This window comes from Neorhizobium galegae (assembly GCF_021391675.1).
Classification (GTDB): domain Bacteria; phylum Pseudomonadota; class Alphaproteobacteria; order Rhizobiales; family Rhizobiaceae; genus Neorhizobium; species Neorhizobium galegae_B.
The window spans coordinates 2,432,189-2,450,277 of the sequence record NZ_CP090095.1 but is presented as its reverse complement, the minus strand read 5'-3'; the positions used below and the strand labels follow the sequence as shown (position 1 = coordinate 2,450,277).

The 18,089-nt window shown below is 56.7% G+C and carries 17 protein-coding genes and 1 pseudogene; 5 read left to right on the top strand and 13 right to left on the bottom strand.

Features of this window, described 5'->3' with window-relative positions; genetic code table 11:
- Window positions 1-116: 116 nt before the first annotated feature.
- Together istA and istB are read left to right on the top strand one after the other, a co-directional pair.
- Window positions 117-1,683 (top strand): annotated as a pseudogene (istA, locus tag LZK81_RS12280) (IS21 family transposase).
- A complete protein-coding gene (gene istB, locus LZK81_RS12275; protein WP_113532245.1) occupies window positions 1,616-2,350 on the top strand; it encodes an IS21-like element helper ATPase IstB in 735 nt (244 codons plus the stop codon). The pseudogene istA and the gene istB overlap by 68 nt, the downstream one beginning before the upstream one ends.
- Before the next feature lie 203 nt (window positions 2,351-2,553).
- Here istB and LZK81_RS12270 read toward each other — a convergent pair whose 3' ends face one another.
- A complete protein-coding gene (locus LZK81_RS12270) occupies window positions 2,554-2,979 on the bottom strand; it encodes a hypothetical protein (protein WP_233953464.1) in 426 nt (141 codons plus the stop codon).
- A gap of 113 nt (window positions 2,980-3,092) precedes the next feature.
- Window positions 3,093-3,443, bottom strand: coding sequence for a hypothetical protein (locus LZK81_RS12265; protein ID WP_233953463.1), 351 nt, complete (start codon window positions 3,441-3,443; stop codon window positions 3,093-3,095).
- A gap of 165 nt (window positions 3,444-3,608) precedes the next feature.
- On the opposite strand from LZK81_RS12265, the gene LZK81_RS12260 reads away from it, so the two are divergent.
- On the top strand, window positions 3,609-4,034 hold the full coding sequence (locus LZK81_RS12260) for a hypothetical protein (protein ID WP_233953462.1): 426 nt from the start codon (window positions 3,609-3,611) through the stop codon (window positions 4,032-4,034).
- A gap of 95 nt (window positions 4,035-4,129) precedes the next feature.
- Here the strand turns inward: LZK81_RS12260 and LZK81_RS12255 are convergent, their stop codons facing one another.
- Window positions 4,130-4,636, bottom strand: coding sequence for a hypothetical protein (locus tag LZK81_RS12255; protein ID WP_233953461.1), 507 nt, complete (start codon window positions 4,634-4,636; stop codon window positions 4,130-4,132).
- A 100-nt stretch (window positions 4,637-4,736) separates the two neighbouring features.
- Window positions 4,737-5,510: a hypothetical protein gene (locus LZK81_RS12250; RefSeq protein WP_233953460.1), complete on the bottom strand. Its 774-nt coding sequence runs from the start codon at window positions 5,508-5,510 to the stop codon at window positions 4,737-4,739.
- Between the two features lie 480 nt (window positions 5,511-5,990).
- Here LZK81_RS12250 and LZK81_RS12245 point away from each other — a divergent pair, with 480 nt between their 5' ends.
- Window positions 5,991-6,602 carry a TetR/AcrR family transcriptional regulator gene (locus LZK81_RS12245; protein WP_233953459.1) on the top strand — a complete coding sequence of 204 codons (612 nt, stop codon included), beginning with the start codon at window positions 5,991-5,993 and terminating at the stop codon, window positions 6,600-6,602.
- 446 nt (window positions 6,603-7,048) lie between these two features.
- On the opposite strand, the gene LZK81_RS12240 is transcribed toward LZK81_RS12245, so the two are convergent.
- From LZK81_RS12240 to LZK81_RS12230, 3 genes are all read right to left on the bottom strand, one after another.
- Complete coding sequence (locus tag LZK81_RS12240; protein ID WP_046627876.1) at window positions 7,049-7,480, bottom strand: hypothetical protein; 432 nt, start codon at window positions 7,478-7,480, stop codon at window positions 7,049-7,051.
- A gap of 312 nt (window positions 7,481-7,792) precedes the next feature.
- Entirely contained in the window at window positions 7,793-8,758 is a 966-nt protein-coding gene (locus LZK81_RS12235) for a magnesium and cobalt transport protein CorA (RefSeq protein WP_233953458.1), read from the bottom strand.
- Between the two features lie 53 nt (window positions 8,759-8,811).
- On the bottom strand, window positions 8,812-10,722 hold the full coding sequence (locus LZK81_RS12230) for a potassium transporter Kup (protein WP_233956535.1): 1,911 nt from the start codon (window positions 10,720-10,722) through the stop codon (window positions 8,812-8,814).
- 168 nt (window positions 10,723-10,890) lie between these two features.
- On the opposite strand from LZK81_RS12230, the gene LZK81_RS12225 reads away from it, so the two are divergent.
- Complete coding sequence (locus LZK81_RS12225) at window positions 10,891-11,739, top strand: dihydrodipicolinate synthase family protein (protein WP_233953457.1); 849 nt, start codon at window positions 10,891-10,893, stop codon at window positions 11,737-11,739.
- A 30-nt stretch (window positions 11,740-11,769) separates the two neighbouring features.
- Here LZK81_RS12225 and LZK81_RS12220 read toward each other — a convergent pair whose 3' ends face one another.
- The 6 genes from LZK81_RS12220 to LZK81_RS12195 all read right to left on the bottom strand — a co-directional run bounded on the left by LZK81_RS12220 (window position 11,770) and on the right by LZK81_RS12195 (window position 18,085).
- A complete protein-coding gene (locus LZK81_RS12220; RefSeq protein ID WP_233953456.1) occupies window positions 11,770-11,982 on the bottom strand; it encodes a S1/P1 nuclease in 213 nt (70 codons plus the stop codon).
- 249 nt (window positions 11,983-12,231) lie between these two features.
- A complete protein-coding gene (locus LZK81_RS12215; protein ID WP_233953455.1) occupies window positions 12,232-14,286 on the bottom strand; it encodes an AAA family ATPase in 2,055 nt (684 codons plus the stop codon).
- Complete coding sequence (locus LZK81_RS12210) at window positions 14,283-14,615, bottom strand: hypothetical protein (protein WP_233953454.1); 333 nt, start codon at window positions 14,613-14,615, stop codon at window positions 14,283-14,285. The genes LZK81_RS12215 and LZK81_RS12210 overlap by 4 nt, the downstream gene beginning before the upstream one ends.
- A 1,291-nt stretch (window positions 14,616-15,906) precedes the next feature.
- Window positions 15,907-16,191, bottom strand: coding sequence for a copper-binding protein (locus tag LZK81_RS12205; RefSeq protein WP_233953453.1), 285 nt, complete (start codon window positions 16,189-16,191; stop codon window positions 15,907-15,909).
- 22 nt (window positions 16,192-16,213) lie between these two features.
- On the bottom strand, window positions 16,214-16,693 hold the full coding sequence (locus LZK81_RS12200) for a cupredoxin domain-containing protein (protein WP_233953452.1): 480 nt from the start codon (window positions 16,691-16,693) through the stop codon (window positions 16,214-16,216).
- Between the two features lie 33 nt (window positions 16,694-16,726).
- Complete coding sequence (locus LZK81_RS12195; RefSeq protein ID WP_233953451.1) at window positions 16,727-18,085, bottom strand: multicopper oxidase family protein; 1,359 nt, start codon at window positions 18,083-18,085, stop codon at window positions 16,727-16,729.
- Between the last annotated feature and the right edge of the window lie 4 nt (window positions 18,086-18,089).

Genomic DNA, 18,089 nt, shown 5'->3' with positions numbered 1-18,089 from the left:
CAAAATGTGTTTCGGCGTGGAATATTGACCCCTGTGGCGGGGTGATCGGCGTCCAATTTTGACCCCCTTCATGTTTCGTCTGACCATCCGTTTTTTGACGACGGATGGAGGGGGAGTTGAAGCGAGTGGATACGATTGCGCGTGTTCGTCGAGCCTTCCATGTGCAGGGCTGGTCGGTGAAGAAGATCGTCCGGGAACTGCATGTGTCGCGCAACACGGTCCGCAAGATATTGCGGTCCAATGAGACCGACTTCTCTTATGAGCGAGAACGGCAACCATTACCAAAAACCGGCATGTGGAAGGCTGAGATCGAACGCTTTCTGGCCGCCAACGAGGGCAAGCCTTCTCGGGAGCAGCTTACTCTGATCCGGATTTACGAGGAGCTTCGGGGTCTTGGTTATGACGGCGGCTACGATGCGATCCGACGCTATGCAAAAGGCTGGTCGAGGAGCCGGGGAGCTGTCACAGCCGAGGCCTATGTTCCGCTCTATTACGCGCCAGGCGAGGCCTACCAGTTCGACTGGAGTCACGAGATCATTCTGATCAACGGGGTGACGACGACTGTGAAGGTCGCTCATGTCCGGCTCTGCCACAGCCGGATGATGTTTGCCCGAGCCTATATGCGCGAGAGCCAGGAGATGGTGTTCGATGCGCACGACAAGGCCTTCGACTTTTTCCGAGGCACCTGCACGCGCGGCATCTACGACAACATGAAAACCGCGGTGGAGACTGTGTTCGTCGGCAAGGAGCGGCAATATAACCGCCGTTTCCTGCAGATGTGCAGCCACTATCTCGTCCAGCCGGTCGCCTGTACGCCTGCATCCGGCTGGGAGAAGGGACAGGTCGAGAACCAGGTTGGCTTGGTTCGAGAGCGCTTCTTCACGCCGCGCCTCCGAGTCAAAAGCCTGGAGGAGCTGAATGTCTGGCTGCTCGACAAATGTATCGCTTACGCCAAGGCGCACCGCCATCCCGAGCAGACCGAGCGAATGATCTGGCAGGTGTTCGAGGAGGAACGCGGCAGCCTCGTGCATTACGTCGGGCCGTTCGACGGCTTCCACAGCGTCCCGGCCTCGGTGTCGAAGACCTGCACGGTTCGTTTCGACAACAACAAATACTCCGTGCTCTCAACGGCGGTCGGCCGCCCTGTCGAGGTTCATGCCTATGCCGACCGGATCGTCATCCGGCAGGACGGGGTGAATGTCGGAGAGCATCAGCGTTGCTTTGGCCGGGGCGAGACAACCTACAATCCTTGGCATTATGTGCCTGTTCTGGCCCGCAAACCCGGAGCTCTTCGTAATGGCGCACCGTTCAGGGACTGGGCGTTGCCAGCGGCGATGGAGAAAGTCCGCAAGCGATTGAAGGGCGTCCATGACGGTGATCGGCAAATGGTCACCATCCTTGCATGCGTTCCGACCGATGGTCTGGTGGCTGTCGATGCTGCCTGCCAAGAGGCGCTGGATCACGGCGTCGGCTCTGCTTCGGTGATCATCAACATTCTGGCCCGCAGTCGTGATCCGGCTCCGGCCGCAACCCTGCAAACCCCGGATGCGCTGCGCCTGACCCATGAACCGGTCGCCGATTGCGCACGCTATGACAGGCTCAGGAGGGCAAGCTGATGGAACGCACACAGGTTCTCGAACTGATGAGCACGTTGAAGCTCTACGGAATGCGCAGCGCTTATGATGAGGTCATGGGCAATGGCATCAAACGGCAACATGAGCCGCCGCGCATTGTCGGTGACCTGCTGCAGTCGGAGATCGCCGAGAAGCAAGCACGCTCCATTCGCTACCAGCTCAGCATAGCCAAGCTGCCACTTGCCAAGGATATCGACGACTTCGACTTCGCCGATACCCCTGTGAATGAACCGTTGGTGCGGGAGCTGGCCGCAGGCACCTTCGTCGCCGACCAACGTAACATCGTTCTCGTCGGCGGCACGGGAACAGGAAAGAGCCACCTGGCCATCGCGATTGCCCGTGCCTTGATCCGCAACGGAACGCGCGGCCGTTTCTTCAATGTCGTCGATCTGGTCAACCGCCTGGAAACAGAAACACGCAGCGGAAAGCAGGGACGAACAGCGGACTATCTCAATCGCCTCGACTTCATCATCCTCGATGAACTCGGCTATCTGCCCTTCGCCCAGGCCGGAGGTCAGCTCCTGTTCCACCTGATCAGCAGGCTATACGAGCGCACCTCGATCATCGTCACGACGAACCTCGCCTTCGGTGAATGGCCGTCAGTGTTCGGCGATGCCAAGATGACGACGGCGCTCCTCGACCGCCTGACCCATCATTGCGAGATCGTCGAGACCGGAAACGAATCCTGGCGCTTCAAGAACCGCTCTCAAAGCTAAAGCCGAAGATACCCGTCACCCGCACTTGGCCTACCCTCTGCAACCCCGGCCAGCGCCGGGCAGGCCAAGCGCTGATCGGCTACAGGGGGGTGAAGATTGGACGCCGATAAGGGGTCAACATTCCGAGCCGATTGACAATTGAAGTAGCGTCTTTGGGGTGGAACAGGAAGTCCGCTCCCGGTCGACACCGGACATGCTTGCCACTAGTCTTGGACGGCAAGCACCCAGGAAATCTCAGGTTGGTCGCGAGATATGGCATCGAGGCAACTGCCCCCGGTGACAAAGCGATAATGTGCTGATCCGGGCAACACAGCTTCGAAAACCTCTCGCTGAGGTGCCCAAAAAGGGCTGCCTTCGATCCGGTACGCGAAGTGGTTGGAGACGTGGCCGACCGTTAGTTTGGCGTTTTCTTCGAGCGTGAGATGCATCTCATCTATGACGCGAAAAATATCGACATGAGGAAAGGCAATTCTGACAAATCCGGGCCGTCCCGCAACGGAAACGTATGCCGCCAGCTTGTTAGCGCCGACCTCTTCAAACTTCATCTCAAGACGATGAATGTCCGCTGAAGTCGCTCCGATCCTTAAATCGAAGGCAAACGGGTGATAGACGATCACGGGCTCGGTCATGCTGGATCCAATTGATGGCTGTTTCAAGTGGTACGCCTAACTGCCCGCGTTGCGCCACCGGCGTGCAAGGCTGGTGAGGTCTACCCATCGACGACTCCGTTCCTCCTGGGTCACTAGCCGAAGGTCATTTCCTGATAGAAAGTCCAAATACTGATGAAGGCATCTGCGCGTTCAGAAGTGCTGTGGAGCGTTAGGAGAATGGGATTATCGGCGGGGTCATCTAAAGCGATCTTAGCAAAGATCAATCGGCTTCCGTCTTCGTGGACTTTCACGACCACGTCTGGTCGCATCTGCCCACTAATGCCCTTCATCAAACGCGACGTATCCTCGAACTGTTCTTTCATAGACGCAGTATTAGAAAACGGCTGGTCTGTGAGGAACACAAATCTTTCCCAATCCTCTGCTCGTGCCGTAGCGAGGATTTCCAACAGCCGCTGTTTTTCAACTGGGCTCAACGTATCCATTGTCTTCACTTCCATCCGTTCACGCATGGCGGCTTTAGGCCGGTAGCCGCAATCCTTCGGTCGAGGCAGCCAGCGCAACTGCATCACGGCCGATATGAGCTGTGGCAGGTTTTCCCTGCTCCTATACCCTGGTACTATCGAAAGGCATGCTAAATCAGGACCGCAATGAATAAACTCACTTTCATTCAACTCAATGAAGATTGGGAGGCAGCGCCAAATGCCCCTTCAGTGGACGTCAAGTTCAGCGGCAGCACTGCCGAACTATGGTTCTTGCTGAATCCCGAGCGACCGAAATCCTCTTCCAGAGAGGCAGCAACAATTCGCTTCACGAACTGTAGCCGATGGAATTGGGATGCGACAAACGATCATGCATGGTTCTCTGGCAAAGGTCGATACTCCAAACAAGCACCAAAATGGGGAGAATTCTATGAGATCGTTGGGGAAGAAAAGCTAGGAGGCTGTGTCGACTGGGAGGTCATGAACGTTGACCCTGAGGGAGCCCGCCATTTCCTATTCTACTTTCGGGATGAAACGCTGGAATTCATTGCCACCGATTGGTCGATAGAACGTGAGGTCGTCTCGCTAGCTTAGCGGTAGCGGCCTGTGAGCGTCCAGATATCGGAGAAGCTAAGGCCGCTTCGCGCCCCATCGCCGTCGAGAAGCGAGAAGGTTGAAGGGTAATTGAACTACTTCAGGATTGACGGCCCCATGCGTTGATCAGCATCCCACATGCGATTCAACTCTAATAGAGTGTCAGCATGAGCAAAACCTGACCTGCCGCGTTGGAAGGACGGTTCCGCGTGAAAGTGATGTAGTTTCCAGAGTTCCGCCATCAGCAATGTCAGCAACTGTTTGCGTTTCGAACGCGTCGAGAACACCGGCGTCGCCTCTGTTTTGTCCGAGGTTGCAAGCGCTCTGATTTCTAGAGTCATGACATGCTGCTGCCCTGGGTCGGGATAGATGGTCAAGCGATGCCCACCAGGCTCATCAAGGAAATCGACGCTTTCTGGTCGATTGGTCAGGATGGCGTCACAAAGCCTGAGAAGTCCCAGCGGGCCGTCGCTGAACACGTCGCTGATCTGGAGACTGAAGGATGTTCCGCCTTGGATGACGAGAAGGTCACTCCAGCCGTGCCGGTCTTGCGTAAAGCTGATGCCGATTGTGTCGCAGATTTCGTTTTTTTCTCTATCCATGTCTTTGCCCACACCGATATATTCTGCCGCATAGTATGAACGATAGCTTTAGTCCGAGCTGGCTGGGAAGTAGCGCAAACAGCAGTTATCCCCGCTACCATCATTGGTGACGGTGGCGGACGAGTTGTTCTTGTTTCGCCAAGGCCCTATCGAGGAGGCTAACGTCCTTTGATCCTATCCGCCATCGCACGCTTAGGAGTAACCTGCGTATCTCCTGACTGAGCAGCCAGGTCCTCGTTTCCTGGAGAGTATTGTCGGATACCTCCATCCAATAGCCTCGCTCGAAAGGGTCGCTCGCGAAGGGGAGTTCGGAAAGTATCAGGTGTGCAAGTTGTAGGGCGCAGAAGTCGTTGTTTGACGTTTCAATCTCGATGAGGATTTTATTGAGGTCAACGTTCAGTATCGCGAGGCTGACAAGCCACTTATTCGCAAAATGTTTGTCCGGGTGTTGCCTGAACGCATGTCCACACGCTTCTGCAAAGATTTGTTCGACGACATGCTTCTGGTTCTGCGGCCAGCCCAGCCAGTCTGCCGCCTTCAGCTTCAGAGCGATGACTTCAGGCTCAACGACAGCAGAATCCACTGAAAGGTCCAGCAGGCGTGGAAGGAAATGCTTATAATCGTCAACAGACCCTACCGTCGTCAGTGCAGCCGCAGCGTATTCCTGTACGTCCTCAACTTCCAGAAGCCTCAATGGCTTGGACGTCAGGCGCTTCAGTAGCTTCTCCGGATTGCGTAGCGGCGAGGTTTCAAGGGCCGTTGGCCTGCGATAGTGAGCGAAGGCTTCATAGCCTTGATCAAGAAGTCGTCGTAGCGTCGGGGTGAGGTGCATCGAACTCAGGCGGGTGGATGGGCGGCTTTTCCCCTTTAGCATCAATCGCCCTAACCGGCCATTGCGTCAGCTATAGGCCGACAGGCTTGATCATATCCTTCCCTGGGAATTCACGTGACATGACACTCCGATCATTGCCACCATCGGAATTCCAGGCACAACCTCCATCTGAAGGTTGGCAAATCCGGACATGAGTTCAGGGCTGCGCTAAAAAGGAGCTAAATGGCGCAGCACGCTGCCTCAAGGAGAGGGCCGTTTCGCGGCGAAGCTCGGGCTACCGTGGCATAGAGGTCGCTTGGCCCACGCTTCAGCTCTTGTGATGCCCAGATCATCTCGTCTCGAAACTCAGCCTTCGACCACCCGTCCGCGTGAGCCAACAGTAGGATCATCGGGTCAGAGAGGATTTCGTTGAGCGTCAGATCGTCATGTCGTGCCATTTCCAATCCTCTCGCGATCCTTGACTGAGTTACTGAGGGGTGTTACCGGTAAGCAACAGATTAACGTTACCGACCGGTCACACCCATGTCAAGTTCGGAATTTCCAGATAAAGCTGCCGAAGTTTCTTCACGGACGGCCATTCCTCCCCGTGAGCGCATCGTGTCCTCAGCGGCGGACCTTTTTCGAAAGTTCGGGATTCGCGGGATTGGCGTCGACGCGATTGCCGAGGCGGCGCAGACGAACAAGATGACGCTCTACCGAAAATTCGGATCAAAGGACGAGCTTCTTTGCGCAACTCTGCGCCAGGTGACGCAACGGGCGGGGGCCATCTGGGACGAGCTGGAGAGAGATTTCTCAGGAGACGCTGCCGCGCAGTTGAAGCGATGGGTCGAGTTCCAGGTGGACCGTCTGGAACAGGAACCCGGCGGTTGCGATCTGGCGAACGCTGCCGTCGAGCTTCGTGACAGCGATCACCCAGCCCACGCGGTTGTTCAGGAATTCAAGAATTCCCAGCGCAACCGACTCGCGGCGGTGTGCGAGGCTGCAGGTTCGTCGAACCCCCAACTGCTGGCGGACACGTTATCCCTTCTGCTTGAAGGCGCTCGCGTCAGCGTCCAGACAAGTGGGCCTGAAGGGTCGAGCAGACGGTTCAGGGAGTCGTGCGAGGCGACCATTGCGGCTTTTTCATCGAAGTAGCGTTTTGCCGTTCCGGCAGCGATCAGACCCAGCGCTGTAGCCACCGGTTCAATCGGTACGCTTCGGGGCCGAAGGCGTCACAGCTCCAAAGCCCACTTCCTGGCGGAGGCTCACCGCCTGTTCGTCATGACATACAGTGCCGTGGCACTGCCACTGGTGCGGCGGCCTTTATGGCTTTTGCGATCCTTGATGATCCAGGCGCATAGAAGTCCAGCGCCCCAAAAAGGACTGGACACAACGGCCAATCCAAGTAGATGCCGCAAGATAAGTGCATACATGGCTCACCTCCTCGTTCTGAGATAGGCCCCGCTCCCTTGCTGTCAATCTCGCCGCGACGGTGAAAACCGGCTTCGGCCGGTAGCGGGGTCACCGCCTTCACTACTCAAGTGTCGGCGCACTTTGCGCTCGGGTGCCGCCTCGGCCGCGCCATATTGAGGTGAAACCTTTCACATAGAAACCCAAAGGAGCATCGGCTTTTTTCCATCGCGTGCCGATACCGCGAGTGGCTGGATTTCCAGCAAGAGGCGTTGCGCATCCTGGGCCGTAAGTCCCCTTGCCTTTGCCTCTTCCTTGTCGGACCACGCTTCAGCGACGGTGCTGAGGTCACTAGATGCAATACTGGCAATGTGATCGCGAAGCTCCGTTGGAAGGACATACACCCAAGGCCCCTCTGTTTCGTCGGCAGATGAGGATGCCTCAAGGTTTTCGATGGATCGCGCGAGCGCTGCTTGGCCCAACGCTTCCGCGAGGTCCGCGAGAACAAGCCAGTCCAGCCCTGTAGTTTGAAGCGAAGGCCACCTCTTTGAGTTTGGCCATTCAGAGATGATAGCAGGCGCATCGGTTGCGGGAGCAACGAGAATATCTGTTAGGACTGCCATTGTACCTCACCACGTCGATAGATGTGTACTCATATATCGTTGGGGCCGAAATGGGACTACCGGGACGAAGCTGTCATGAAGGGCGGCGGATAGTCGCAACAGCAAGTGGCAGTGAGGCTGCCAGCTAGCTGTGAAGGCCAGCTAGCGGCCGGGATGAGCGCATCATTCCGGCCCCCTTCAACGGCGAATATAAGGGCCATCTTACATTTTGTTCCCACACTGGACGTCCGAAATATTGATCGCTGCTCAGATTGTTCGAGATGATGAACGCAACCGATGGGATTTCGCATCAAATTTCGATGCTGCAGCTTTTTACAGCCAGCCGGTTTTTCTGAAACGGTAATAGAGCACTCCGCAGAGGCCAGCGATCACAGCAAGCACGACGTAGTATCCATACTCGGACTTCAATTCGGGCATATGTTCGAAATTCATGCCGTAGATTCCGGCGATGGCCGTGGGCACCGCCAGGATAGCAGCCCACGCAGCCAGCTGCCTGGTGATTGCTCCCTGCCGCTGTTGCTCCAGCAAGTTCGACGCTTCGAACACAGACGTCATCACTTCTCTCAAACCGCCGACAACGTTCTCGACGCGACGGACGTGATCGAGCACATCGCGAAAAAATGGCTTGGCGTTGTCATCGACGCAGGGAAGATCGAGGTTCGTCAGCTTTCCTACAACCTCAGACATTGGGCCAAGCACGCGCTGGAACTTGATGAGTTGCCGCCGCATCCGGAAAATGCGCCTGATCTGCTCCCGCTCCAAAAACGATATGAGGACGTGCTTTTCAAGTTCGAGCACCTTGTCTTCCATTTCCTCGACCATTGGCAGGTAGGCATCGACAATGAAGTCGATGATGCCGTGCAGGACGTAATCGGGTCCGTGATCGAGGAGCTTGGGCGAGTGTTCCAGTTGCTCGCGCAGCTGTTTATGCGACCTCGCCGAGCCGTGTCTCACTGAAATCAGGTGATGCTTTCCGACGAAAATGCAGGTTTCGCCGTAGGCGATCTTGTCGCCTTCAAGGTGAGCTGTCTTAACGATGACAAAGAGTTGCTCGCCGAAGATTTCGACTTTGGGCACCTGCTTGCCGTTCAGAGCGTCCTCGACCGCGAGCGGATGCAGTCCGAACATTGCTTTGAGGCAATCCATCTCCTCGACTGTCGGCTCTGTCAGGCCGATCCAGACAAATTCGCCATCCTTCGGCTCCATGGGATGCTGGACAAGCGGAACTTCCTCCGCGCGTTTGCCACTGCGGTAGATATACGATGCGACGACGGTCATTGGTTTTCTTCACCGGATCAGAGTTAGAGCAGCCTAGAGGGAGCGAGCCGTGTTTAAATCGCGACTTGCTCTCCGAGTTCCACCACTCTGTTCGGAGGCAGCTTGAAATAGGCGGAAGGATCGATGCCGAAATCGGCGAGCGCGATATAGAGATTTTCCTGCCAGCGCGGCAGACCCGTGTTCGGGGTCGCAATCAGGTTGCGGCGGCCGAGATAGAACGAGGTCTGCATGATTTCGAACTTGAAGCCCTTTTTCTTGCAGAGCGTAAGTGCCTTGGTCACGTTGGGTTCGTCCATGAACCCAAAATTGATGTCCAACCGGACGAAATGCTTCGATAGTTTCGTCATCGTTACCCGGTCGTCCGCCGGGACATATGGCTTGTCCTGCGTCCAAATGGTCAGGATGACATTCTGTTCGTGAAGGACGTGGTTATGTTTCAGATTATGGAGCAAGACGCCCGGGGTCTTGTCTGGGACGCTGGTCAGGAAAACTGCGGTTCCTGGAACAACGACCGGGGCGCTATTGGATTCCCGCTCGACCGAGCCCTCTAGCGACTTGATGAACGTTTCCAGCGGAATGTCGTTCTTGGCGATTTTTTCCCGCAGATATTTTGAACCCTTGGTCCAGGTCCACATCACGAGAATGATGACGCCCGCCAGCGCAAGCGGGACCCAGCCGCCGTCATGGACCTTGAGCATGTTAGCGGCGAGGAAGATCGACTCGATGACAAAGAGCGGGGCAAGCAACAGGGCAGCCGTGATTGCGGAGTAGCCCCAAACCGCTCGGAGGAACTGAAACGCCATGAGCGTTGTCACGACCATGGCACCCGTCACCGAGATGCCATAGGCCGTCGCGAGCGACTCGGAATCGCCGAACGCGAAGATCAGGACAATGACGCCGATGAAAAGGATCATGTTCACGGCCGGAACATAAATCTGCCCGGTGTTGGTTTCTGATGTGAACTTGATCATCAAGCGCGGCAGGAAGCCAAGGTGAACGGCCTGCCTGGCAAGCGAAAAGGCCCCGGTGATCACGGCCTGGCTGGCGATGATCGTCGCCATGGTCGCCAGGATGACCATCGGAAGCAGCGCCCATTCAGGATAGAGCAAGTAGAAGGGATTCTCGATAGCTGACGGATCGCTCAGGACGAGCGCTCCCTGACCCAGGTAATTGAGAGCCAGCGCCGGAAACACCAGGATGAACCAGGCCACACTGATCGGCTTCCGACCGAAATGACCAAGGTCCGCATAAAGCGCCTCAGCGCCGGTTACCGTGAGGAATACCGCGCCAAGAACGATCAATCCGGCGAACCCGGCGTGGGTGATGAACCAGAAGGCATTGATCGGATTGAGGGCTTCAAGGATCGCCCAGTCGTCGCCGATGTGGATCAGACCGCCCCAGGCCATAGCCAGAAACCAGACGACAGTGATCGGGCCAAAGAACTTGGCGACGGCTTCAGTCCCTTTCGATTGGACCGCGAAAAGTCCAACCATGATCGCCGCCGATAGAGGCAGGACATAGCCAGAGAAGGCGGGCGTGACCAGTTTCATGCCTTCCAGCGCCGACATAACCGACAAGGCGGGTGTGATCATGGCGTCGCCGATGAAGAGCGCTGCGCCGATCAGGCCCGCGAAGAATAGCACCGGCATGTAAGACCCGGTTTTCTTCATCAGCAGCGCCAGCAGAGAAAGGGTTCCGCCTTCGCCGTCGTTGTCAGCACGCAGGAGGAAGAGCACGTACTTGAAAGTGACGATGATCGTCAGCGTCCAGATCATCAACGAGATAAGGCCGACCACTTCCTGCTGATGAACCCCGTCGGCCGAAAACGGACGCAACGCCTCACGAAAAGCGTAGAGGGGACTGGTACCGATATCGCCGTAGACGACCCCGACCGAGCCGATCAAGAGGGCCAGAAATTTGCGAGTATCAGGTACAGCGGCCGGGGCGTCGTGCGATGCTGTCATAGGTTCTCCAGGCGCTCGGCCTTGTGGAATTGGTCGGGTATATGGTGCATCGCGGTAAGGGATGCAATCAAAACGACTATGGAATCTAGATGTGACAGCCTCGCTTCCCACATCGCAATCCTACGCCTGATGGACCAGCTTAGGTTCATCCATAGGAGAACGGAGTCCATGACACCCTTCCATACTGCCCCGCGCCAGGCCTACACGCCTTTGCTCACGCCGTTCTCGGAGAACGGAATCGATTTCCAAGCTCTGGAGAGTGCTGTTGATCGCCAGATCGTCGGCGGGATGGATGGCATCATAGTCTGTGACGCTGTCGGCGAGGGTTTCGCCTTGAGCCAGGGGGAGCGAGACGCGATCTTGTGGTCCTGTGTCACACGCGCCAAGCCACATCTCAGCATCATTGCTGCTGCCGGTACGAATTGCACGCGTACCACCATCGAGCAGTCCCACCGCGCGGCGGAACTCGGCGCAGATGCGCTGCTGATCACCGTGCCGTACTATTCGAAGCCGCCGCTAAAGGGCGTCATAGACCACTTCCGCCAAATCTCGGCGGCCGTCAGCATTCCGATCCTGATCGACGACGATCCGCGTGAGGCATGCGTTTGCCCCGTTCGCTCGGAGCGAGAGCCGAGAGCGGGTCGCGGCATAACATACGACTTTCATATTTCTTTCCGGGGCGGCCACATGGAAATGCACATGTCCTCTGTCCCAGATTATCAGGTGCGCACTGTCGCGCGATCAAACGAGGAACTCGAAATGCCCGAAGCTGGCAACGTAACTGATAGCGGCGAACCTCTCCAACGCAGCGCAAGCAGCGAGTCTGTCGGCCCAAGATTCATGATCAAGTCTGGCCCACGCGGGGCCTGGATCGTGAACGACCGACTGGGCCTGGTCGGAGGCATCTTTGTCAGTGAAGCAGCCGCTCGTCACTTCGCATTTGAAGAAAGTGGCGGACGCAAAGACCAGATCGCTCTCGAATCGGCCCTCCAGATGGAAGTTCTCCAGGCCGCATGAGGCGGTCACCGTCGTTTGCTTTTTTTCATCCTATTTCAGCGCCGCAGTGATCAGGTTTGCCAGTCGTGCGCCAGCCAATGCCGCCTGGGTTCTCGATGTCGCCAAAGCATTCGTCTCGTAGGTTCGATCCAGTTGATACGGTGCCGTTCCAGATTTCACGGGTTCCGCATACACGAAATCGATGGCAACCTTTTGGCTCTCTTCGAACCACTTCGATGGGTCAGCTTCGGCCGCGAGGGTCATGTCGGCCTCTGGCAGTTTGGTCTCCGCATTTGTCAGGCCGTCGAAGATCGCGCCGTACGGTGTCGAATACCCGTGAGAGTAATGGTCATAGTAACCGACGTTGCGACCGGCGTCCGGGTTCGTCGCCTTGTCGCCATTGTTGGTGTAGCCCTCAACGAGGCCCTTGATGTCGTCGGCCCAGGTCGCGGCTTTGATGAATGCATACTGCGCTCTAAGGCTTTCCGGTACTCTAGGGGCGTTCGCTCGCGACTACGGCAGAGCTTCGTCTGGGCCGGTCGCGTTTACCCCGTTCTGAAACCTAGCGGCCACGAGGCTCGTATCCGTTGTCGATCTGCCGTTGATCAAAGAGCATAGCAATGCCGTTAGGCGGTCGCCCGAAATTTTCCGTTCAGATTTCAATACAGTCGCGAGATGAACAACTGCGTCTCGGTTTAATTCAAGCGCTGCTTTTGCCCGGTCGAATTCGGTTTTTAGGATACGATCTACTTCGAAACGAAGTCCTGGAAGGCGGATGAGCAAGTTCGGCTCACCGGAATCGATAATCGGCTTTGAAAAAATGTGCAGCGAATTGCCCATGCCATACATTGAAACCATTTTCACCGCGAGATTAGTCGCGTCCGCTAAATCACTACCCGATGTTCCTCCCGCTGTGGTCGAACGGTCCCCAAGAACCAATTCTTCTGCAACCATACCACCAAGCTGCATCGCTATGTCTGCGCGAAAGGAGTTCTCTGTCCGGATTGATAGCCTCGGGAGTGATATCGTGGTTCGACCATGTGAGTCTTGGCCGTCTTCATCGCGATGATCGAGATCGAAGACCTCGACGGATTCGACGACGCCGACATTGAAGAGCTTGGTTAGGATCGCATGGCCTGCTTCGTGTAGGCACACGCGCCAGTCGTCGTCATGCGAGAGCGGAAGTTCCTGCGGCAGTTGCTCAGATACGTCCGATATTTTTAGAGATCGACCGTCCAAGCGGGCTTTTTGTCGTGCGCGGCGCGCGATGTATTCAAGGTCTGCGCCGGTACGACCAGGGAGACGTCCCGCGATCTCAGCGAGATTCGGTTCGTCAGCGATTTCGGGGAGATAATACCTCAAAATGTTCGCGCGCGTTAAGCGGTCCGGCTTACTTATAAGGATGTGCTTTTCGAGTCGTCCGGCTCGTAGGAAAGCAGGGTCGATCCTCTCGGGAAGATTGGTTGCACCCATGATGACAACGCCCTCATGTCCCGATGTGCCGTCAATAGCTTCAAGCGCTGCATTAATAACTTCAAGGACATACTGCGCGTTGTCGCCGCTCAACTTTGCGCGGTCGCCGAACCCATCGAATTCGTCGATTAAAAAAATTGAGGGTGCTTTCTCTTTTGCCTCGGCAAAGTCGGCGTACATAGCCTTCAGGAGATCACCGAGATGCCCATGCGACTGCCATTTTGCCAAGGACGCTGCGATGAGGGTTGAATCACACTCCGCAGCGAGAGCCGTGGCGAAGCTTGTCTTACCTACGCCTGGTGGTCCGTATAAAAGAACTCCTTTGTCGACCTCACTCCAGGAGAGAATTCCTTTGCGCCACGCGGCAAGGTCGGCTTTCAGTCTGAGTCCCCAGCTACCTGCCTCGCCGAATGACATAAGAGGAAGTGGAGGGCGGGCATATTTTGCTCTTGAAGCTATCTGCCGAACCCGTTGAAGAGCGGGAGCAGCAGGCCGGGCCTTGCGGTAGACCGCGTCAATGAAAGGAGCGTTCTGCTTGAGCAGGAACGATACATCTTCGCTGGTATGCGGGCCGGTTCGCAGCAAACGCGAAAGGCCATCGAAGTGCCGATTGGACACCTCCAGATCGACAATCCTGTCTGCGGCTGCCGCGAACTCGGGGTGAAGCTCACCGCCGTCATGTACGAACACAACTACCTTCCGGAAGCCTAACTGTTTCTGTGGCTGAAAATCCCAATGCCCCTTTTTTCCGCGCGGCGAGTGACAAACTACGTTCAGGACAAGGTTTGGCTGCCCGTTCAATGGGCCAAAGCAGATTTCCGATAGATACTCGTAGTCGTCCAATGACCAGACGCGTGGTATCCGCACGACGAGGACATAAGTCTCAGCAGCGAAGAAATCGCGCTCGATTTTGAGCAAATGTACCAGCGCGCAATAGGCGATAAACAGCCGAGGGCTAGTGGCTAGACAATCGAGTGCGGCCTTTCGGTTGAACGGCACAGGAGTTTTGGAAAGGGCCTCGGCAAGTTTGGTTTTTGACCGCGCAAGGTTTTCCAGTGCCCTCTTCAAGCGTCTATCAGGTGCGGCAGGTTTCATTGGAGGTTTCCCGACAACGAAAGCGCTGGGTCGAGCTTGTACCAGCGATTGAAGGTCCGAGCGAGACCCGCGCTTTGGTCCACATAGAACAGTTCTGTCGTTGCTCCCACTTTCCCATCTTTGATGTTGGGATGTCCGTTCATCTTTCCAACAAGAACCGGAACCGCTCGCTTCGCAGCGACCCAGTCGGAAATTGTCACGTCGGTTTCTATTGCGGCCGGACCAAAACGAACGAAATCTTCAAGCGCGGTAGCAAGGTCGCGTAGTCGCGCAACAAGTTCAGGTAGCTGGGTTTCAGGAGCGACACTAACCAGATCATTAAATTTCATAAACAGCTCCGTCGCGGTGTTTTTGGTTGGGCTCACCGTCAGCCTCGGCTGGCGACGACGCCGGAATTCCAGGTCGAAGTGATTTGAGACAACCCTGAACTTTGGTCATCGATGTTGAGCAGAACCACATCCAGCTTCGACGATGGTAGGCGAGGGATTTTCTCAATGTGAACTCCGATTCGTGGAGGTTTCCTTGAGCAAAGAAGAACCATGAGTCTGCATGCAATGTCAACAAACTGCATACTGTGCGTAATAAGCGCATCATCAGCGCATAATGTTGACATTTTTGCAGTAGGGTCTTCTGTCCCATTCTATGGATTTTCACGCAGGAAGTTTTCGTGCTGCTCGGTCCTTGCTTGGCTTAGGGCAAGCGGACGTTTCTGCTCATGCAGACGTCGACCGTAATGTGGTCTTCAGGGTCGAGGCGGGAAAATATCGACGAGCTATCCGACCGCAGGCTGTTAAGCTGAGGCGATACTTCGAAAGGGCAGGAATCAAGTTCGCTGAGGCGACCTCCGAGCACGGGCCCGGAATTCTGTGGGATACCGAGAAGGTAGACGTTTTAGTTCCCAGAGGGTACCTACGAGCTGGTCGGGCACTTGCTGGTCTACTCCAGGCAGACTTGGCCTCGCAGGCGGCGGTCACGCAAAGCCTTATCAGTCGGTTTGCGAGCGGCAAAACTCAAACCATACCTACAGAAGAGTTCGAGAAGATCGCAATCGCTCTGAAGAAGGCAGGTGTGGTTCTGCTAGACGAGCCAAAAAAACGCGTAGCCGGGGTTCTATTAGAACGCGCTTTCGAGCGTTCATCCGATTAGCCACTGCATATTTTCGGATTGAGAAGGCCCAGCCAAAGGCTGGGTCCAAAGCGTTGTGCCACATCAGGCTGAAGCAGCTACAGCGCAATTTGGAAGCGCGCAGCTTCAGCCTGATTACGAGAGGGAGTGCCAAGGTCGTGTGGACTCACTCGGGGGGCATGCTCACCTATCGCCCCCGGGTCCAATAGGTTTATTACACCGGCCGTTTATTGCCATAGCCGTACCGAAGTCCGGCAACGTTGATATAGGCGCATCGCCCGCCGGTGAAAAGGGGTGGCCGGCGTGAAAGCCTTCGATAATCCGATCGTTACGACGATTTTTGCCGTTGGCCTGGAGGAATCGAGCCTCGGTCGGCTATTTGCGGTTATTCAAGCGGGATTTGACCCGTGCAATCGATCGCACCAAGGCGCCGTGGTTTCAGATGGCTTGCCGAGAGGTAAGGCCGCGCCTCCGTAGGGAAGCGCGGCGTGATGATCACTTTACCTGCGTGACCGTCAGCTTGCCGTTGACGCGTTCAGCGACGAACTGCACCTTTGCGCCCTCCTTCAGCTTGGTCAGCAACGCGTCGTCGCCGACCTGAAAGACCATGGTCATGGCGGGCATTTCGAGACCCTTCAGCTCCTCGTGGACGAGCGTGACCTTCTTGGCCTTCGTATCGACCTTCTTGACGGTGGCCTTGGTGAATTCCTGAGCGAACGCACCGCTGGCGGATGTCAGGCCGAGCGCTGCGATGACGGTAAGTTTGAAAACGGTTTTCATGCTCTACTTCCTTCCCTCTGACCTACTTGTTGGCTACAGCCACGTCGCCGTGCATTCCGGCGTCGTAGTGGCCGGGAACGAGGCAGGCGATCTTGAAGACGCCGTCATTGGTGAATTTCCAGACGATATCGCCGGATTTGCCGGGCTTCAGGCGGATCGCGTTCGGATCGTCATGCTCCATGTCCGGAAACTTCTCCATGACCGCCTTGTGCTCCATCACCTTGGCCTCCTGGTCGAGGACGAACTCGTGGTCGAGCTCGCCTTCGTTCCTGATGGTGAAGCGGATGGTCTGGCCCTTGCGAACCTTGAAGTCGTTCGGAGTGAAGACCATCTTGCCGTCCGGCGTCTCCTTCATGCTGACGCGGATGGTCTGGCTGACCTTCGACTTGTCGCCGGGTTCGCCAACGGCCATGGCTTCGCCGTGGCCGCCCGCGTGGCTGCCCGATGCCAGAACCGGCGTCGCGAGGGTGGCCAGGAGGAGGCCGAGGATTGCAGTTTTCATGATCATGTCCTTTGATTGTTGGGAGTGTTTCAATCAGCCGTGGTTCGAATGTTTCGACGGCGGCTGCGTCTTTGCGTCTTTGGCCTTGGTCGCGTCGGGAAGGCTTCCCGTCCACTCCCAGGCCTGTGTGCCGGGCGGGTTTTCGTACCAACCCGGATCGGTGTAATCGCCCGCCGAGATGCCCTCGCGGACCTTCACCACCGAAAACATGCCGCCCATCTCGATGGGGCCGTGGGGTCCCCACCCCGTCATCATGGGAACGGTGTTTTCCGGTATTTCCATGGACATCTCGCCCATATCCGCCATGCCGGCCGTACCCATCGGCATGTATTCGGGACGGATCTGCCTGATCTTCTTGGTGACTTCCTTCTTGTCGACGCCGATGAAGGTCGGGATGTCGTGGCCCATCGCGTTCATCGTGTGATGCGACTTGTGGCAATGGATCGCCCAGTCGCCGACATGCTTTGCGTCGAACTCGTAGGCCCGCATCGCGCCGACGGGAATGTCGATGCTGACCTCCGGCCAGCGTGCCTCTGGCCGGACCCAGCCGCCGTCGGTGCATGTCACCTCGAAATCGTAGCCATGCATGTGGATCGGATGGTTGGTCATCGTCAGGTTACCGACGCGGACGCGGACCTTGTCGTTCTTCGAGACCACCAGCGGATCGATGCCCGGGAAGACCCGGCTGTTCCAGGTCCAGAGATTGAAGTCGGTCATCTCCATGACGCGCGGCACGTAGGTGCCGGGATCGATGTCATAGGCGCTGAGCAGGAAAACGAAGTCGCGGTCCACCGGCATGAACTTCGGGTCCTTGGGATGGACGACGAAGAAGCCCATCATGCCCATCGCCATCTGGACCATCTCGTCCGAATGCGGGTGGTACATGAAGGTGCCGGACTTCACGAGGTCGAACTCGTAGACGAAGGTCTTGCCGACGGGGATGTGCGGCTGCGAAAGGCCGCCCACGCCGTCCATCCCCGACGGCAGGATCATGCCGTGCCAGTGGACGGTGGTGTGCTCGGGCAGCTTGTTTGTCACGAAGATACGGACGCGGTCGCCTTCCACGGCTTCGATCGTCGGACCTGGCGACTGGCCGTTATAGCCCCAGAGGTAGGCCGTCATGCCTTCGGCCATCTCGCGCTCGACAGGTTCGGCGACGAGGTGGAACTCCTTGACGCCGTTGTTCATCCGGAAGGGCAGGGTCCAGCCGTTGAGCGTCACGACCGGGTTGTAGTCTGGGCCGACAGATGGCCGAACGGGCGTCTGGGTCGCGGCGGAATCCATGACGGCCGCCTCCGGCAGACCCATGTTGGTGGTCTGGCTCCACGACTGGGAGGAGACGAGGGCGGCTCCGGCGGCACCTGCTCCCAGCAATTGTCTTCTACTGAACATTCTC

Coding starts and splice junctions, on each gene's coding strand:
- LZK81_RS12230 (WP_233956535.1), bottom strand. CDS start 10,722: ATGACAGCATCGCACGACGCCCCGGCCGCTGTACCTGATACTCGCAAA.
- LZK81_RS12210 (WP_233953454.1), bottom strand. CDS start 14,615: ATGAAATTTAATGATCTGGTTAGTGTCGCTCCTGAAACCCAGCTACCT.
- LZK81_RS12235 (WP_233953458.1), bottom strand. CDS start 8,758: ATGACCGTCGTCGCATCGTATATCTACCGCAGTGGCAAACGCGCGGAG.
- LZK81_RS12265 (WP_233953463.1), bottom strand. CDS start 3,443: ATGGATACGTTGAGCCCAGTTGAAAAACAGCGGCTGTTGGAAATCCTC.
- LZK81_RS12255 (WP_233953461.1), bottom strand. CDS start 4,636: ATGGATAGAGAAAAAAACGAAATCTGCGACACAATCGGCATCAGCTTT.
- LZK81_RS12250 (WP_233953460.1), bottom strand. CDS start 5,510: ATGCTAAAGGGGAAAAGCCGCCCATCCACCCGCCTGAGTTCGATGCAC.
- LZK81_RS12225 (WP_233953457.1), top strand. CDS start 10,891: ATGACACCCTTCCATACTGCCCCGCGCCAGGCCTACACGCCTTTGCTC.
- LZK81_RS12200 (WP_233953452.1), bottom strand. CDS start 16,693: ATGAAAACTGCAATCCTCGGCCTCCTCCTGGCCACCCTCGCGACGCCG.
- LZK81_RS12270 (WP_233953464.1), bottom strand. CDS start 2,979: ATGACCGAGCCCGTGATCGTCTATCACCCGTTTGCCTTCGATTTAAGG.
- LZK81_RS12245 (WP_233953459.1), top strand. CDS start 5,991: ATGTCAAGTTCGGAATTTCCAGATAAAGCTGCCGAAGTTTCTTCACGG.
- istB (WP_113532245.1), top strand. CDS start 1,616: ATGGAACGCACACAGGTTCTCGAACTGATGAGCACGTTGAAGCTCTAC.
- LZK81_RS12260 (WP_233953462.1), top strand. CDS start 3,609: ATGAATAAACTCACTTTCATTCAACTCAATGAAGATTGGGAGGCAGCG.
- LZK81_RS12220 (WP_233953456.1), bottom strand. CDS start 11,982: ATGACCCTCGCGGCCGAAGCTGACCCATCGAAGTGGTTCGAAGAGAGC.
- LZK81_RS12215 (WP_233953455.1), bottom strand. CDS start 14,286: ATGAAACCTGCCGCACCTGATAGACGCTTGAAGAGGGCACTGGAAAAC.
- LZK81_RS12195 (WP_233953451.1), bottom strand. CDS start 18,085: ATGTTCAGTAGAAGACAATTGCTGGGAGCAGGTGCCGCCGGAGCCGCC.
- LZK81_RS12205 (WP_233953453.1), bottom strand. CDS start 16,191: ATGAAAACCGTTTTCAAACTTACCGTCATCGCAGCGCTCGGCCTGACA.
- LZK81_RS12240 (WP_046627876.1), bottom strand. CDS start 7,480: ATGGCAGTCCTAACAGATATTCTCGTTGCTCCCGCAACCGATGCGCCT.